Below are 14,411 nucleotides of genomic sequence, written 5' to 3' on the forward strand. Positions count from 1 at the left end.
GGGCCCCCCACCCCCCCCCCCCGCCGGGCGGGCCCCCCCCCCCGGCGCGCGGCCCCCCCCCCGGCCGGTGGGTCCGGATCGTCAGTCGACGATCGTCAGACGACGATCAGATAGATGCCGTACGCGACGGCCGCCGCGCACAGCGCGAAGCAGGCGTACGCGCCGGTGCGCGCCAGTACGGCGGAGCCGCCCTGCGCGGCGGCCTGCTCCTGCTTGGAGAGGCCGACGATGCCGAGGGTGAACAGGGCCACGAGGGCGACGGTCGCCACGAGGCTGACTCCGAAGACGGAGCCGAGAGCTGCCCAGTCGATCTTCATGTGGTTCCGTTCCTTACAGCGCGGCGGCGGAGGCCGGGGGAGCGGCCGGGTCCGTGGGGGCCGGCGTCGGGATGGTGGTCTTCAGGCCCTCGTCCGCGACGGCGGCGACGGAGCCGGCCGGCGGCGGGGTGACGGCGGCGATGGCCGTGGTCACGACGCCCGCGGGCTCGGCGTCGGCCTCGACGTCGTTGACGTTGGTGTGGTCGACGACCTGGCGTCGGGAGATGACCCAGATGGCGACGCAGGAGACGATCAGGAAGGCCGTGACGGCGGCGACGCCCCAGTCGCCCTGCCGGGCGACGTACTCGGCGCCGGCGCCGACGAGGCCCGCGGCCGGAAGGGTCAGGCCCCAGGCGACGAACATCCGGGTGGCCGTCGACCAGCGGACGACGCCGCCCTTGCGGCCCAGGCCCGCGCCCATGACGGCGCCGGAGCAGGAGTGCGTGGTCGACAGGGAGAAGCCCAGGTTGGAGGAGGCCAGGATGACCGTGGCCGCGCTGGTCTGGGCGGCGAAGCCCTGCTGCGGCTGGAGATCCGTGAGGCCCTTGCCCATCGTGCGGATGATGCGCCAGCCGCCGAGGTAGGTGCCGAGCGCGATCGCCATGCCGGCGGAGACGATGACCCAGACGGGCGGGTTGGCGCCGGGGGCGAGGACGCCGCCGGCGACCAGGGCGAGGGTGATGATGCCCATCGTCTTCTGGGCGTCGTTGGTGCCGTGGGCGAGGGAGACGAGACCGGCGGAGGCGATCTGACCGGCCCGGTAGCCCTTCTCGGTGGTCTTGCCGTCCGCGTTCTTGCCGAGGCGGTACGTCATGCGGGTGGCGAACATCGCGGCGAGGCCGGCGACCAGCGGGGCGACGACGGCCGGGATGAGGACCTTCGTGACGACGACGTCGCCGTTGACGCCGCTGACGCCGATCGAGGCGACGGTCGCGCCGATGAGGCCGCCCATCAGAGCGTGGGAGGAGCTGGACGGCAGTCCGACCAGCCAGGTGACCAGGTTCCACAGGATCGCGCCGACGAGCGCGGCCAGGATCACTTCGGGCTGGATGCCCTCTTCGTTGACCAGTCCCTTGGAGATCGTGTTGGCGACCTCGATGGACAGGAAGGCGCCGACGAGGTTCAGCACGGCGGACATGGCCACCGCCGTCTTCGGCTTGAGTGCACCGGTCGAGATGGTCGTGGCCATCGCGTTCGCGGTGTCGTGGAAACCGTTCGTGAAATCGAACACGAGAGCTGTCACGACCACAATGGCGAGCAGCAGCGTGATGTGTTCCATTTACCCAGGCAATCGTTTGACGTCAGTGGCTGGTTGAACGTAGGCAACCTGGGTGAACGGAAGGTGAACTGGGTCCGGCGGTGGAGTGTCCCCAACCGGGATCCACGGGTTCCGCTTCGCCTCCGGGGCGTCTTCCGGCCACTCGAACGAGAAGGCTGTGACCGCCGGTAATGCCCGCAGGCACGGGAGAGTGGTCGGCATGTGCCGGTTTTGCCGCTCTCGTCCAGCCTCGCAGAAGCCCTGAAAAGACCCCCCGGATGAGATCCTGGTCACCCCGCCGGCCCCGCGCCCACTGGCACGGCGCGCCGACCGTGCCGACACTGGAACGGTGCGCCCGGCTACAGCGACGGCAGCGGCCGTCACCACCCTGATCGGTGTCGGCGCGGCCCTCTACGCGGCCGGCCGCTACGCCAGCGACGCGGCCCTCAACCTGCCGCCCGGCCGGGCCCTGCCCGGCGACCCGAAACTCACCGTGCACGCCACCGGCCCCGGCCGGATCACCCTCACCCGCAGCCTCGCCGCGCTGCGCCCCGGCACGTACGGCATCGAGGGCACCGAGACCCACGCCGTCGTCGGCCCTGTCCTCGACCACGTCCCGCACAGCCCCGACACCGTCGTACGCCGCCTCGAACGGGTCGAACTGGGCGAGCTGCGGACCGGCTCCCGTGTCCGGCTCACCCCGCAGCTGCACACCGGCACCCCGCTCAGCGCCCTCGGCATCGACTACCAGGACGTCGAGATCCCCGGCGAGCTCGGCACCATGCCCGCCTGGCACGTGCCCGGACCCCGCCGCACCTGGGTGATCACCCTGCACGGCCTCGGCACCACCCGGCAGCACCCGCTGAACCTGCTGCCCTTCCTGCACCGCCGCCAGATCCCCGTCCTGCTGCCCGCCTACCGCGGCGACCCCGGCGCCCCCGGCTCGCCCGACGGCCTCGGCCACCTCGGCGACTCCGAGTGGCGCGACGTCGACGCGGCGATCCGGCACGCCGTACGGCACGGCGCGGACAAGGTCGTCCTGTACGGCTGGTCCACCGGCGCCACCATGGCGCTGCACGCCGCCGTCGGCTCCGGGCTGCGCGAGCGGATCGCCGGGCTCGTCCTCGACTCCCCGGTCCTCGACCAGGAGGCCACCCTGCGCGCCCTGGCCGCCGCCCGCGGCACCCCGAGCCTGCTGGTGCCGCTCACCGTCCGCGCCGCGCGCAGCCGGACCGGGCTGTACGGCGACACCCTCCAGGAGTCCGCCGACCCGCAGGCGCTGCGCGTCCCCACGCTCCTCTTCCACGGCCCCGACGACACCATCGCGCCCTGGGAGCCGTCCCGCGAACTCGCCGCCCTCCGCCCCGATCTGGTCACCCTCCGGCCCGTCCCGCACGCCCCGCACGCGGCCATGTGGAACGCCGATCCGAACCGGTACGAAGAGGCCCTGCGCCGCTTCCTCGTGCCCCTGCTCTAGGGGCCCCGAGCATTCCGATTGGGCTTTCGGGCCGTCAGCGGGAAGACTGCCCCCGTGACGTCTCGAAAGCCTGATGAGGAATTGGCGCGCAACTCCAGACTCCGACTCGTCCGCCCGCGGGCACTCGCCACGGCCCGCAGGGCCGTGACGACCCGGCGGACCCGGCCGGCGCCGCGGCCCCCCGAGGGGACGCCGCCCCGCCAGGAACTGGCCCGCCAGGCGCGGACCGTCCTCGGCGACGCCGTCCGGATCGCCCGCTGGGCCTCCGGCGCCCGGGCCCCGGAGGTCCTCCCGGCCCGGGAACGGGCCGCCGCGGCGCTCGACCTGACGCCCGACCAGATCCGGGCCGGCTGGGACCGCGCCCGGCTCGCCGGTCTCGTCGAGCTGCACGGCGAGACCGCCCGCCCCGGCTGGCGGCTGCACGCCTGGGACCGCGACGACTCCGCCGTGCTGCGCGGCTGGGTCGCCCTCTTCGACGCCTGGTCGCTGGTGCACCCCGCGCCGGAGGACGTCGCCCCCGGCGATGTCGCCGAGGTCGTCGAGGCGGTGCCGCAGCTGCTCTCGCTGCTCCAGCTGTCCGCCGGCCCGGTGCTCGTCCCGGCCCTCCTCGACATGCTGCAGCAGCGCGTCGAGGAACTCCGCGAGGAGCGCTGCGAAGTCCCGTCCGCGGACGCCGCCGACGCCTCGCTCCCCGCGCGCGGCGAGGAACCCGGCGCCCCGGGCGCGGAGGCCCCGGGCACGGACGCCCCCGCCGCGGCGGCCCCCGTCTCCGCCGAGGCGCTCGCCCCGCTGCTCGGCTGGGCCCTCGAAGGGCTGGCCGCCGTCGGCGCGCTCACCCTGCGCCCCGGCCAGGCCACCCTCACCCCGCTCGGCAACTGGGCGGTCTGGGTCAAGCTGGAGCAGATCTGCGTCGCCGCGCAGAGCCCGGCCGGCAACATCGAGCAGCCCGCCGAGGACATGCTGCGCGGCTGTGCCCGGCTCACCCCCGGCCCGGCCCGCGCCGAGTACCGCGCCTGGCTCGCCGCCCGCACCCTCGGCAGCGCCGTGACCGAACTGCTCGCCGTCGCCCGCGGTGAGGACGCCCTGCTGCGCGGCCTCGCCTTCGAGGCGCTCCGCGTCGTCGGCGCCCCCGCCGAGGCCGAGGTCCGCGCCACCGTCGACGAACCCTCGCTCCGCCCGTACGCGCTGCTCTGGCTCGCCGAGTACGACGGCGCCGACCCGGACGACGCCCCGGAGGTGCTCACCCGCGAGGAGGCGACCTGGCTCTGGGTGGACACCGCCGCGGCCGTCGCCGACCACGGCGAGAGCGCCCTCCTGGTCCGCCACCTCGACTCCGCCGTGCAGGGCACCGTCCCCGCCCTGCTCGACGAGGTCCGGGCCGTCGGTCACCCGCGCACCGTGCAGGTCCTCGTCGCCCTGGCCGCCGCGCACCCCGACCCGGCCCTGGCCAAGGCGGTCCGCCGGGCCGCCTTCCAGGTCCACACCGGCGGCGCCTGAGCCGGCCGGGCGCCCTACGAGGTGCCGGGGGCGTACGTCCCGAAGCTCCAGACGTTGCCCTCGGCGTCCCGGGCCATGTAGTCCCGGGAGCCGTACTCCTGGTCGGTCGGCGGCATCACGATCTCCACGCCGTGCGCCACGGCTCTGGCGTGGTGGTCGTCCACGTCGGTCACGTGGACGTACACCCCGGTCGGCCCGCCGGACGCCATCAGCCGGTCGAACTCGCTGCCGGTGCCCGAGCTGCCGAGCATCACCATGCCGTTCCCGTACGTGAGCTCGGCGTGCAGCACACGCCCGTCCTCGCCCTCGTACACCGCGTGCGCGGCGAACCCGAACGCCTCCGTCAGCAGCTTGATCGCGGCCTTCGCGTCCTCGTAGCGCAGGGTCGGACAGATGTCGGGTGCGTCGGTCATCCCGATCACTTCCTTTCGATGTGACCTCGATGTGACCTGGATCTCAGTCTTGCAGCCGCCGCTGACAACGAGGTGAACACCGGTCGGCTCAGCGGAAGGTGTCGCACCGCGCCATGTCGCCGGTCCGGTAGCCCGTGTAGAACCACTGCTGCCGCTGCGCCGCCGAGCCGTGCGTCCAGTTCTCCGGCGTCACCCGCCCCTGGAACCGTTCCTGGATCCGGTCGTCGCCCACGGCCGCCGCCGCGGACAGTCCGTCCTGGATGTCCGCGTCCGTCAGCCGGGTCAGCAGCGGCCGCCCGGTCCGCTCGTCCGGCGTCGCGGTCGCGTGCCGCGCCCACACTCCCGCGTAACAGTCCGCCTGGAGCTCCACCCGGACCGCGTTCGAGCCCGCGCCGGTCCGCCCGTCCTGGGCCCGGCCCAGCGTCCCCATCAGGTTCTGCACATGGTGCCCGTACTCGTGCGCCACCACGTACGCCTGCGCGAACGGCCCGCCACCGGCGCCGAACCTGGTGCGCAGGTCCTCGAAGAACCCGAGGTCCAGATAGACCTGCCGGTCCCCGGGGCAGTAGAACGGCCCCACCGCCGAGCTCGCCGCCCCGCAGGCCGTGCCGACCCGTTCGCTGAACATCACCGTGCGCGCGTCCCCGTACCGGCCGCCCCGCCGCGCGTACTCGGCCCGCCAGTAGTCCTGCAGGCTGTTGACCACCGCGACGATCCGGCAGTCCTCCCGGGCGTTCGCGTCCGCGCCCGTCCGGCACCGCCGGTCCACCTGCGCCGCCGAAGACGAGCTTGCCACCGGGTCCTCGCCGCCCGACGACAGCCCCAGCTGCTCCGGGCCCACCCCGAGGAACAGCCCGAGGACCAGTGCGATCAGGCCGACGATGCCGCCGCCGACGGTGCGCCGCCCGCCCGGGATCCGGCTGCCCCGGACGTCCCGCACCTCCGAGGTGTCCAGCTCGGCGTCGTCGTCGAACTGCACGGGCCACCACCTCCGCGTCGCGCCGCGGCAGGGGGCCGCCGCCCTGCGCCGAGTATCGATCAGCCCCGCCGGTCCCGCCCCTTTTGCCGATCACGCGACGGAAAACCGGTTGCATGCGCCCGTTAGACTGGCCGCATGGCCATTCTCCCCGCGCACGATTAGACGGCGTCGAAGCCCTCAGCGTCCGTCCTTCCGCCGTCCATCCCGCCCTGGAGTCTGTCCGTGATCACCGCCACCGGCATCGAGCTGCGCGCCGGCGCCCGCGTCCTCATCGAGTCCGCTTCCTTCCGTATCGCCAAGGGCGACCGCATCGGCCTGGTCGGCCGCAACGGCGCCGGCAAGACCACCCTCACCAAGTGCCTGGCCGGCGAGGGCCAGCCCGCCGCCGGCAGCATCGCCCGCTCCGGCGAGGTCGGCTATCTGCCGCAGGACCCGCGCACCGGCGACCTCGACATCCTGGCCCGCGACCGGGTGCTGTCCGCCCGTGGTCTCGACGTCCTCATCCGCAAGATGCGGCAGAACGAGGAGCGCATCGCCACCGGCTCCGGCGGCACCCGTGAGAAGGCGCTCAAGCAGTACGAGCGCCAGGAGACCGAGTTCCTCACCAAGGGCGGGTACGCCGCCGAGGCCGAGGCCGCCACCATCGCCGCCGCGCTCGGCCTGCCCGACCGGGTGCTCGGCCAGCCGCTGCACACCCTCTCCGGCGGTCAGCGCCGCCGGATCGAGCTGGCCCGGATCCTGTTCTCGGACGCCGACACCCTGCTCCTCGACGAGCCGACCAACCACCTCGACGCCGACTCGATCGTCTGGCTGCGCGACTACCTGAAGACCTACCGCGGCGGCTTCATCGTGATCTCCCACGACGTCGACCTGGTCGAGACGGTCGTCAACAAGGTCTTCTACCTGGACGCCAACCGCTCCGTCATCGACGTCTACAACATGGGCTGGAAGCTCTACCAGCAGCAGCGCGAGGCGGACGAGAAGCGCCGCAGGCGCGAGCGCCAGAACGCCGAGAAGAAGGCCGCCGCGCTCAACTCGCAGGCCGACAAGATGCGCGCCAAGGCCACCAAGACCGTCGCCGCGCAGAACATGGCCAAGCGCGCCGAGCGGCTGCTGTCCGGCCTGGAGGCGGTCCGCGTCTCCGACAAGGTCGCCAAGCTGCGCTTCCCCGACCCCGCGCCCTGCGGCAAGACCCCGCTCACGGCGGAGGGCCTGTCGAAGTCGTACGGCTCGCTCGAAATCTTCACCGATGTGAACCTCGCGATCGACAAGGGCTCGCGCGTGGTCATCCTCGGCCTCAACGGCGCGGGCAAGACCACCCTGCTCCGGCTGCTCGGCGGCGTCGAGCAGCCCGACACCGGCGAGGTCACCCCGGGCCACGGTCTCAAGCTCGGCTACTACGCCCAGGAGCACGAGACCCTCGACCCGGACCGCACCGTCCTGGAGAACATGCGCTCCGCCGCGCCCGACCTCGACCTCGTCGAGGTGCGCAAGGTGCTCGGCTCGTTCCTGTTCTCCGGCGACGACGTCGACAAGCCGGCCGGGGTGCTCTCCGGTGGTGAGAAGACCCGGCTCGCGCTCGCGACCCTGGTCGTGTCCTCTGCGAACGTGCTGCTCCTCGACGAGCCGACGAACAACCTCGACCCGGCCAGCCGCGAGGAGATCCTCGGCGCGCTGCGCACGTACAAGGGCGCGGTCGTCCTCGTCACCCACGACGAGGGCGCCGTCGAGGCGCTCGACCCGGAGCGCATCATCCTGCTCCCGGACGGTGTCGAGGACCTGTGGGGCGCCGACTACGCGGACCTCGTGGCCCTCGCCTGATCATCTCCGTAGGGATCATTCGGCTCATCGGTGATCCGTCATCTGAGTGAGACGGTCTGGTACCGGTGCGTGAGGGCCGGCGGAATCCCCGCTTGGCGCCGCGCGCCGGTCCTCCGTCGGCCGCACGTCCCTGACCTGGCACTTCGCTCGCCGGGCGGGACGGGAAGGGGCGCGACCACCAACGGAATCATTGATTCCGGTCGTGACGGCCCCTTCTCCGGACGCCAAGCTCGTGCCACGGACCTTGTCGAATGGGTGGCCAGGACGTCCGGGAGGGGTGATCATGAGAAGTCCAGAGCGCACTTCCCATGAGGAGGCACGGGTGGCCGAGACTCTGAAGAAGGGCAGCCGGGTGACCGGCGCCGCGCGCGACAAGCTCGCGGCAGACCTGAAGAAGAAGTACGACTCCGGTGCGAGCATCCGGGCGCTGGCCGAAGAGACCGGCCGCTCCTACGGATTCGTCCATCGGATGCTCAGCGAGTCCGGAGTGACGCTGCGCGGACGTGGCGGAGCGACACGAGGCAAGAAGACCGCCTCGGCCTGACACCGGGGCGCATGCTCGTCCGGTCCACCGGTTCCGACGGTGGCCGCCCGGTCGGCCGAGGGGTCGACCGGGTGGTTACTGTGCAGTAGCTTTGCTTGAGCTCGATGTGTCGAGCCGTGCTGCACGCACCGCACCTGAACCGGAGGCGCCCCATGACTACGTCCGACTCCGTCGACCCCGTGGTCGTCATCGACAAGGACGGCGTACGACTCACCGTCGAGGACGCCGTCGCCACGGTGACCCTGACCAACCCCGCCAAGCGCAACGCCCAGTCCCCCGCTCTGTGGCGGGCGTTGACGGAGGCGGGTCGGTCCCTGCCGGGCACCGTGCGCGTCGTCGTGCTGCGCGGCGAGGGCAAGTCCTTCTCCGCCGGCCTCGACCGGCAGGCGTTCACGCCCGAGGGCTTCGACGGCGAGCCGTCGTTCCTCGACCTGGCGCGCGGCGACGGCGCGGAGATGGACGCCGTCATCGCCGAGTACCAGGAGGCGTTCACCTGGTGGCGGCGGAGTGACATCGTGTCGATCGCGGCCGTCCAGGGTCATGCGATCGGCGCCGGCTTCCAGCTCGCCCTCGCCTGCGACCTGCGCGTCGTCGCCGAGGACGTGCAGTTCGCCATGCGCGAGACCAGCCTGGGTCTGGTGCCGGACCTCACCGGCACGCACCCGCTCGTCTCGCTGGTCGGCTACGCCCGCGCGCTCGAGATCTGCGCCACGGGCCGCTTCGTCCACGCCGCCGAGGCCGAGCGCATCGGGCTCGCCAACCTCGCCGTGCCCGCGGACGAACTCGACTCCGCCGTGCGGGACTTGAGCGCCGCGCTGCTCAGTGCGCCGCGGGACGCGGTCATCGAGACCAAGGCCCTGCTCCAGGGCGTCACCGGCCGCTCGTACGAGGAGCAGCGCGTCGCCGAGCGCGCCGCCCAGGGCCGCCGGCTGCGCGACCTCGCCGGCCTCGGCGACTGACCCGCCCGGAACATCGCACGGCCGCAGGGCCGCCCACCGAGCACGGCCCAGGAAGGGCGACCCGCACCCGCGGGTCGCCCTTCCGGCGTATTCGGGGGCGCGAATCGGCGGCGCCGCCCGCAGGGCCGTCGTACACGGGTTCCACGGCCCGGCTCCACCGGCCCTGAAGGGTTCCCCGGCGCGCGAGCGGGGAAGCGCGCTTAGTGTGGGCAACGGACCCAATACCGCCCGGAAGGGACGAACGGTGATGACCGAATCCGCGAAGACCGACCAACCGACCGTCGATGAGCCGAGGGGCGCGGCACGCCGGCCGTCCGTGATCAAGCGCGGCGGCGGCGAACCGGGGACCCGCGGCCGGACCACCATCGCCGACGGCGTCGTCGAGAAGATCGCCGGACTGGCCGCACGGGACGTCGACGGCGTCCACGCCATGGGCAGCGGCCTCTCCCGCACCTTCGGCGCCATGCGCGAACGCGTCCCCGGCGGCGGGAAGTCGTCCAGCGTGACGCGGGGCGTCAAGGCCGAGGTCGGCGAGGTGCAGACCGCCCTCGACCTGGAGATCGTCGTCGACTACGGCGTCTCCATCGCCGACGTCGCCCGCGACGTCCGGGAGAACGTGGTCGCCGCCGTCGAGCGGATGACCGGCCTGGAGGTCGTCGAGGTCAACATCGCCGTGAGCGACGTGAAGCTGCCGGAGGAAGAGGAAGAAGAGCCGGAGACGCGGCTCCAGTAGCCACGTGCCCGGCGGAAGGAGCTCAGCATGAGCATGGCGGTGGTCGGCCTGGTGGCCGGCATGGCCCTCGGCTTCGCCGGGTACTTCGGCGGCTTCGGGGCGTTCGTACTGGTCGCGGCGCTGGGGGCGATCGGCTTCGTGGCCGGTCGCTTCCTCGACGGCGACCTGGAGCCCGGCGACCTCTTCCGGGGCCGCCAGCGCGACGACCGGCGGAGGTGACCGCCGGTGGCCGGAGAACGGGTCACCGCCGCCGAACGGGGGGAGACCACCATCGCCGACCGCGTCGTCGCGAAGATCGCCGCGCAGGCCGCACGCGAGGCGCTGGGCCGGCTTCCCGCGGAGGGCCACAAGCCCCACGCCACGGTCGTCGTGCACCGCGACGTCGCGCACGTGTCCGTCACCGTGGAACTCGACTACCCCTCCGACATCGGCGGCCAGTGCGGCGCGGTCCGCAGCCGGGTCGCCGAACGCGTCACCTCCCTGGCCGGCATGGACGTCCCCGAAGTCGCCGTCCACGTCGAGCGGCTGCACTCGCCGCACGCCGGACACGAGGCCCGCGGGAGGCTGCGATGAGCACCGGCACCGAGGCCGCGACCCCGCCGGAACCCGCCCCCGGACCCGAGCCCGGCGACACCGGCTCCGTCCCGGTGCTCGCGGACGAGGCGGCCGAGGCGGGAAAGCGCGCCGGCCGCTTCTGGTCCCAGCGGCGGATCCCGTCCGCGATCGTCGCGGCCGTCGTCCTCGGCGGCGCCGGGCTGCTGCTGTACGACGTGGCCGCGGTCCGCGCCGAGCACTCCGCCATGCAGTGGCGGCGCAGCCTCGCCGACGACCTCGCCACCCGCCCGCTCGACGACACCTGGGTGCTCGTCGGCGCGTCCGTCGCCGTCGTCCTCGGCCTCTGGCTGCTGCTCCTCGCGGCCACGCCCGGCCTGCGTGCCGTGCTGCCGATGCGCCGCGAACACGTCGACGTACGCGCCGGACTCGACCGCGAGGCCGCGGCGCTCGCGCTGCGCGACCGGGCCATGGAGGTCTCCGGCGTGCAGTCCGTGCGGGTGCGGATGAGCCGGCGGAAGGTACGGGTCCGCGCCCTGTCGCACTTCCGCGAACTCGACGACGTCCAGGCCGATCTGACCACCGTGCTCGACACCGGGATCGACGAGCTCGGCCTGGCCGCGCCGCCCGCGGTCCGGCTGCAGGTCGGCCGGCCGCGGAAGAAGAGGTGAACCGAGGTGAAGCTGCGGCGCTTCAACCGGGGCCTGATCGGGCTCGCCGGACTGGTCCTGCTGGTGGGCGGCGGGGCCGTGCTCGCCGCCGGGCTCGACCTCGGCGTGCCCTCCTGGTGGCCCTGGTCCGGCCCGTCCGACGTCCTGCTGACCAAGGCCCAGCGGCAGCGCTGGCGCGGGGACGGCTGGTGGTGGCCCACCGTCATCGCCGTGCTCGGCGTCGTCGTGCTCCTCGCGCTGGTCTGGCTGGTCGCCCAGTTCCGGCGCGGCCGGCTGGCCGAGGTGCTGGTCGACACCGGCGACGGCGAGGCCGCGGTACTGCGCGGCCCGGCCCTGGAGCACGTCCTGGAGGCCGACGTGGCCACCCTCGACGGCGTGGCCAAGGCCCGGGTCCTGCTGCGCGGCCGGCGCACCGCGCCGACCACCCGCGTAAGGCTGCTCCTGGAGCCGTACGCCGCGCCCCGCGAGGCCCTGGCGGCCCTCACCCACGAGGCCCTGCAGCACGCCCGTACGTCGACGGGCCTCGCGTCCATCCCCACCGAGGCCCGTCTGCGCGCCGTCAAGCACCACGCCCGCCGCGTCACCTGACGGCGCCGGGCCGGCCGCTCAGAAGCCGTGCCGCAGGCCGCCGTCCACCGGGACCATCACACCCGTCAGGAACGAGGCCGCCGGGGACAGGAAGAAGGCCGCCGTGCGCCCGAACTCCTCCGGACGGCCGTAGCGGCGCAGCGGGATCTGCCCCTCGTAGGAGGCACGGGTCGCGTCGGCGTCGCCGGACAGCGCGTCCAGCTCCCGGACGCGGTCGGTGTCGACCCGGCCCGGCAGCAGACCGAACACCCGGATGCCGCTCGGGCCCAGATCGCGGGCGAGCGAGTTGGCGAAGCCCGCCAGGCCCGGGCGGAGCCCGTTCGAGATCGTCAGGCCGGAGATCGGCTCGTACACCGAGCCGGACAGCACGAAGCCGATCACGCCGCCCTCGCCCAGCGCCCCGGCCGCGGTCCGCGCCATCCGCACCGCGCCCAGGTACACCGTCTCGAACGCCGCCTGCCACTGCTCGTCGGTGTTGTCCACGCCGAAGCCCGGCGCCGGGCCGCCGACGCTGACCAGGATGCCGTCGAAGCGCCCGAACCGGGCCCTCGCCTCGGCGATCACCCGCTCCGCCGCGCCCGGGTCCGCGTTGTCCGCGGCCACGCCCACCGCGTCCGGCCCCAGTTCCTCGGCCGCCTTCGCGACCGTCGCCGCGTCCCGCCCGGTCACCACGACCTTCGCGCCGTCCGCGAGCAGCGCTTCCGCAGAGGCCCGGCCGAGACCCTTGGTCGCGCCGGTCACCACGTACACCCGGTCCTTCAGTCCAAGATCCATGGGCCTATCCTGCCGCCTCCTCGTCCACCCCGACCACCTCTCCGGCGTCCAGGGCCAGCGCCGTGCCCACCAGCCCGATGTGGCTGAACGCCTGCGGGAAGTTGCCGAGCTGGCGGCCGGCCAGCGGCTCGTACTCCTCCGCGAGCAGCCCCACGTCGTTGCGGAGCGCCAGCAGCCGCTCGAACACCTCCCGCGCCTCGTCCTTCCGGCCGATCAGCAGCAGCGCGTCCGCCAGCCAGAACGTGCAGGCGAGGAACGCCCCCTCCCGCCCCGGCAGTCCGTCGATCTCCGGCGCCGGGGTGTAGCGGCGGACGAAGCCGCCGTGCCCGAGCTCGCGCCGGACCGCCTCCACCGTGCCGATCACCCGCGGGTCGTCCGGTGGCAGGAAGCCGAGCCGGGGGATCAGCAGCGTCGCCGCGTCCAGCTCCGCCGAGCCGTACGCCTGGGTGAACGTGTTCCGCTCCGGGTCGTACGCCCGCTCGCACACCTCCGAGTGCACCTCGTCCCGCATCGCCCGCCACCGCGCCGGGTCTCCTTCCAGCGAGGGATCGGCCTCCAGCGTGCGCACCGCCCGGTCGGCGGCGACCCAGGCCATCACCTTCGAGTGGGTGAAGTGCCGGCGCGGGCCGCGGACCTCCCACAGCCCCTCGTCCGGCTCCCGCCACGTCGACTCCAGGAAGCCGAGCAGGCTCTTCTGCAGGTTCCAGGCGTGCGGCTCGGCCGGGATGCCCGCCTCCCGCGCCCGGAACAGCGAGTCGATCACCTCCCCGTACACGTCCAGCTGCGTCTGCTCCACCGCCGCGTTGCCGATCCGGACCGGGACGGACTGCCCGTGGCCGCTCAGCCAGGGCAGCGAGGTCTCGGGCAGCCGGCGCTCGCCGGCCGGGCCGTACATGATCTGCAGATCGGCCGGGTCGCCGGCGACCGCGCGCAGCAGCCAGTCCCGCCAGGCCGCGGCCTCGTCGACGTAGCCCGCCGAGAGCAGGGCGCCCAGGGTGAGGGTGGAGTCGCGCAGCCAGCAGTAGCGGTAGTCCCAGTTCCGTACGCCGCCGAGCTCCTCCGGCAGGGAGGTCGTCGGCGCGGCGACGATGCCGCCGGTGGGGGCGTACGTGAGGGCCTTCAGGGTGATCAGGGAGCGCAGCACGGCCTCCCGGTAGGGCCCCCGGTACGTGCACCGGGCCGACCAGTCCCGCCAGTCCTGCAACGACTGCTCCAGGGCCTCGAACGGGTCGCACAGCGCCGGGCGCGGGTGGTGCGAGGGGTGCCAGGTCAGCACGAACGCCACCCGGTCGCCCTCGGCGACGTCGAACGAGCAGCGGGTGCTGTACTCCTGGCCCCAGGTCTTCACCGGCGGCTCGCTGCGCAGCCACACCGAGTCCGGGCCCGCGATCGCCACCCGGTGGCCGTCCGCCCGGCGCACCCACGGCACGATCGAGCCGTAGTCGAAACGCAGCCGGAGCACGGCGCTCATCTCGACGGAGCCGCTCAGGCCCTCGACGATCCGCACGACGTCCGGCGCCCGGTCGCGCTGCGGCATGAAGTCGACGACCTTGACCGTGCCGGTCCGCGTCTCCCAGTACGTCTCCAGGATCAGCGACTCCCCGGCGTAGCCGCGGCGGGTGCACTGGGCGGCACCGGCCGGGGAGAGCCGCCAGTGGCCGTTGTTCTCGTCGCCGAGCAGCGCAGCGAAACAGGCCCCGGAGTCGAAGCGCGGCAGGCAGAGCCAGTCGATGGACCCGTCGCGGCCGACCAGGGCCGCGGTCTGCAGATCCCCGATGAGGGCGTAGTCCTCGATGCGTTGCGTCACGCCATGGCGTGTTCCCGATCG

General features: G+C 73.6%; 16 protein-coding genes. 10 read left to right on the forward strand and 6 right to left on the reverse strand.

The window, feature by feature from the left end; translation table 11 throughout:
* Positions 1-95: 95 nt before the first annotated feature.
* Positions 96-317, reverse strand: a complete 222-nt coding sequence (locus ACGFMM_RS17475; RefSeq protein WP_393647204.1) for a hypothetical protein — start codon at positions 315-317, stop codon at positions 96-98.
* 13 nt (positions 318-330) lie between these two features.
* Positions 331-1,596: an anion permease gene (locus ACGFMM_RS17480; protein WP_393647205.1), complete on the reverse strand. Its 1,266-nt coding sequence runs from the start codon at positions 1,594-1,596 to the stop codon at positions 331-333.
* Between the two features lie 328 nt (positions 1,597-1,924).
* Between ACGFMM_RS17480 and ACGFMM_RS17485 the strand changes: the two genes are divergently transcribed.
* Complete coding sequence (locus ACGFMM_RS17485) at positions 1,925-3,052, forward strand: alpha/beta hydrolase (protein ID WP_393647206.1); 1,128 nt, start codon at positions 1,925-1,927, stop codon at positions 3,050-3,052.
* A 54-nt stretch (positions 3,053-3,106) separates the two neighbouring features.
* Positions 3,107-4,549 carry a hypothetical protein gene (locus ACGFMM_RS17490; RefSeq protein WP_393647207.1) on the forward strand — a complete coding sequence of 481 codons (1,443 nt, stop codon included), beginning with the start codon at positions 3,107-3,109 and terminating at the stop codon, positions 4,547-4,549.
* Between the two features lie 14 nt (positions 4,550-4,563).
* Here ACGFMM_RS17490 and ACGFMM_RS17495 read toward each other — a convergent pair whose 3' ends face one another.
* Together ACGFMM_RS17495 and ACGFMM_RS17500 are read right to left on the reverse strand one after the other, a co-directional pair.
* Positions 4,564-4,962, reverse strand: coding sequence for a VOC family protein (locus tag ACGFMM_RS17495; protein ID WP_393647208.1), 399 nt, complete (start codon positions 4,960-4,962; stop codon positions 4,564-4,566).
* 88 nt (positions 4,963-5,050) lie between these two features.
* Positions 5,051-5,941 (reverse strand): neutral zinc metallopeptidase, encoded by an 891-nt coding sequence (locus ACGFMM_RS17500; RefSeq protein ID WP_393647209.1) that lies wholly within the window; start codon positions 5,939-5,941, stop codon positions 5,051-5,053.
* Between the two features lie 222 nt (positions 5,942-6,163).
* Here ACGFMM_RS17500 and ACGFMM_RS17505 point away from each other — a divergent pair, with 222 nt between their 5' ends.
* The 8 genes from ACGFMM_RS17505 (at position 6,164) to amaP (ending at position 11,809) form a co-directional block, all read left to right on the forward strand.
* On the forward strand, positions 6,164-7,762 hold the full coding sequence (locus tag ACGFMM_RS17505) for an ABC-F family ATP-binding cassette domain-containing protein (RefSeq protein WP_393647210.1): 1,599 nt from the start codon (positions 6,164-6,166) through the stop codon (positions 7,760-7,762).
* Positions 7,763-8,084: 322 nt separating this feature from the next.
* Positions 8,085-8,306 carry a helix-turn-helix domain-containing protein gene (locus ACGFMM_RS17510; RefSeq protein ID WP_005477683.1) on the forward strand — a complete coding sequence of 74 codons (222 nt, stop codon included), beginning with the start codon at positions 8,085-8,087 and terminating at the stop codon, positions 8,304-8,306.
* Between the two features lie 152 nt (positions 8,307-8,458).
* On the forward strand, positions 8,459-9,265 hold the full coding sequence (locus ACGFMM_RS17515; protein ID WP_393647211.1) for an enoyl-CoA hydratase/isomerase family protein: 807 nt from the start codon (positions 8,459-8,461) through the stop codon (positions 9,263-9,265).
* Positions 9,266-9,512: 247 nt separating this feature from the next.
* Positions 9,513-9,998, forward strand: a complete 486-nt coding sequence (locus tag ACGFMM_RS17520) for an Asp23/Gls24 family envelope stress response protein (RefSeq protein ID WP_393647212.1) — start codon at positions 9,513-9,515, stop codon at positions 9,996-9,998.
* 27 nt (positions 9,999-10,025) lie between these two features.
* Positions 10,026-10,217 (forward strand): hypothetical protein, encoded by a 192-nt coding sequence (locus ACGFMM_RS17525; protein ID WP_393647213.1) that lies wholly within the window; start codon positions 10,026-10,028, stop codon positions 10,215-10,217.
* A 6-nt stretch (positions 10,218-10,223) separates the two neighbouring features.
* Positions 10,224-10,571, forward strand: coding sequence for an Asp23/Gls24 family envelope stress response protein (locus ACGFMM_RS17530; RefSeq protein ID WP_393647214.1), 348 nt, complete (start codon positions 10,224-10,226; stop codon positions 10,569-10,571).
* The gene (locus ACGFMM_RS17535; protein WP_393647215.1) at positions 10,568-11,221 is read left to right on the forward strand and encodes a DUF6286 domain-containing protein; all 654 of its coding nucleotides are present in this window, start codon (positions 10,568-10,570) and stop codon (positions 11,219-11,221) included. Before ACGFMM_RS17530 ends, ACGFMM_RS17535 begins: the two co-directional genes overlap by 4 nt.
* Before the next feature lie 6 nt (positions 11,222-11,227).
* Positions 11,228-11,809: an alkaline shock response membrane anchor protein AmaP gene (gene amaP / locus ACGFMM_RS17540; RefSeq protein ID WP_393647216.1), complete on the forward strand. Its 582-nt coding sequence runs from the start codon at positions 11,228-11,230 to the stop codon at positions 11,807-11,809.
* 18 nt (positions 11,810-11,827) lie between these two features.
* Here amaP and ACGFMM_RS17545 read toward each other — a convergent pair whose 3' ends face one another.
* Positions 11,828-12,583: an SDR family oxidoreductase gene (locus tag ACGFMM_RS17545; RefSeq protein WP_393647217.1), complete on the reverse strand. Its 756-nt coding sequence runs from the start codon at positions 12,581-12,583 to the stop codon at positions 11,828-11,830.
* A gap of 4 nt (positions 12,584-12,587) precedes the next feature.
* Complete coding sequence (locus ACGFMM_RS17550) at positions 12,588-14,390, reverse strand: glycoside hydrolase family 15 protein (protein ID WP_393647218.1); 1,803 nt, start codon at positions 14,388-14,390, stop codon at positions 12,588-12,590.
* Positions 14,391-14,411: the final 21 nt, after the last annotated feature.

This window comes from Streptomyces sp. NPDC048604 (assembly GCF_043199435.1).
Lineage (GTDB): Bacteria > Actinomycetota > Actinomycetes > Streptomycetales > Streptomycetaceae > Streptomyces.

Excerpts from the sequence above, each read along its gene's own strand:
- ACGFMM_RS17495 (WP_393647208.1), bottom strand. The coding sequence starts at position 4,962 with ATGACCGACGCACCCGACATCTGTCCGACCCTGCGCTACGAGGACGCG.
- ACGFMM_RS17535 (WP_393647215.1), top strand. The coding sequence starts at position 10,568 with ATGAGCACCGGCACCGAGGCCGCGACCCCGCCGGAACCCGCCCCCGGA.
- ACGFMM_RS17515 (WP_393647211.1), top strand. The coding sequence starts at position 8,459 with ATGACTACGTCCGACTCCGTCGACCCCGTGGTCGTCATCGACAAGGAC.
- ACGFMM_RS17480 (WP_393647205.1), bottom strand. The coding sequence starts at position 1,596 with ATGGAACACATCACGCTGCTGCTCGCCATTGTGGTCGTGACAGCTCTC.
- ACGFMM_RS17475 (WP_393647204.1), bottom strand. The coding sequence starts at position 317 with ATGAAGATCGACTGGGCAGCTCTCGGCTCCGTCTTCGGAGTCAGCCTC.
- ACGFMM_RS17520 (WP_393647212.1), top strand. The coding sequence starts at position 9,513 with ATGACCGAATCCGCGAAGACCGACCAACCGACCGTCGATGAGCCGAGG.
- ACGFMM_RS17525 (WP_393647213.1), top strand. The coding sequence starts at position 10,026 with ATGAGCATGGCGGTGGTCGGCCTGGTGGCCGGCATGGCCCTCGGCTTC.
- ACGFMM_RS17545 (WP_393647217.1), bottom strand. The coding sequence starts at position 12,583 with ATGGATCTTGGACTGAAGGACCGGGTGTACGTGGTGACCGGCGCGACC.